Origin of the sequence: Sphingobium phenoxybenzoativorans (assembly GCF_001757355.1) — a bacterium.
Classification (GTDB): Bacteria; Pseudomonadota; Alphaproteobacteria; order Sphingomonadales; family Sphingomonadaceae; genus Sphingobium; species Sphingobium phenoxybenzoativorans.
Genome location: NZ_MINO01000190.1, coordinates 1 through 955, shown reverse-complemented (window position 1 = coordinate 955; position 955 = coordinate 1). Strand labels below are relative to the sequence as shown.

The window sequence follows — 955 nt, the reverse complement described above, 5'->3', positions numbered from 1 at the left end:
CCCGTGAAGATCGAAAGCGGCGCCATGCCGGTGATCTTCGATCCGCGCGTCGCGTCCAGCCTGATCGGGCACTTGCTCGGCGCGATCCTCGGCCCCAGCATCGCCCGCCGGTCCAGCTTCCTGCTGGACAGCCTGGGGGATCAGATTTTCGATTCCAGCGTCACGATCATGGACGATCCGCACCGCCCGCGCGGCCTGCGCTCCCGACCGTTCGACGGAGAGGGCCTGCCGACCAAGAGCCGCGCGATCATCGACAAGGGCGTTCTCACCGGCTGGCTGCTCGACAGCGCGTCGGCGCGGCAGCTTGGGCTGGAGCCGACCGGTCACGCCAGCCGCGGCGTTGGCGGCGCGCCGGGGGCGGGGGCCAGCAACTTGCACATGGAACCGGGCAAGATCACGCCCGGCGACCTGATGGCGGATGTGAAGCGCGGCCTGTACGTCACTGAACTGATCGGCATGGGCGTCAACGGCGTCACTGGCGATTACAGCCGTGGCGCATCCGGCTTCCTGATCGAAAATGGCGCGGTTGTGCGGGCCGTGGCGGAGATCACGATTGCGGGCAATCTGAAGGATATGTTCCGCGCGATGATCCCGGCGAACGACCTGCATTTCCGCTATGCCGTCAACGCCCCCACCATTCGTGTCGACGGGATGACCATCGCTGGTGGGTGACGTCTCCCTCCGCAGGCTCGTCGATGTCGTGTCGTCCGCTGCCGATCATGCGCTGACCCTCTGGGCTGGCGGCAGGACGCAGGTGCGGCAGTGGGAAAAGGTCCCCGGCCATCCGGTGTGCGAGGCGGATCTGGAAGTGAATGGCATGCTGCGCGCGGCGCTGACGGAACTGGCCCCGGACGCGGGCTGGCTGTCGGAGGAGACGGCGGACAGCAACCACCGGCTCGGCGCTGACCGGGTGTGGGTGGTCGATCCGATAGACGGCACGCGCGATTATCTGCGC

Annotated in this window: 2 protein-coding genes; both read left to right on the top strand. The window is 67.5% G+C overall.

Going from position 1 to position 955, the window contains the following annotated elements; translation table 11 throughout:
• Positions 1 to 672: metallopeptidase TldD-related protein (locus BHQ40_RS24780; protein WP_139139490.1), on the top strand; the 672-nt coding region annotated here is incomplete at its 5' end.
• The coding region (locus tag BHQ40_RS24775) for an inositol monophosphatase family protein (RefSeq protein WP_435593939.1) at positions 665 to 955 on the top strand (291 nt) is incomplete at its 3' end. The genes BHQ40_RS24780 and BHQ40_RS24775, both read left to right, overlap by 8 nt.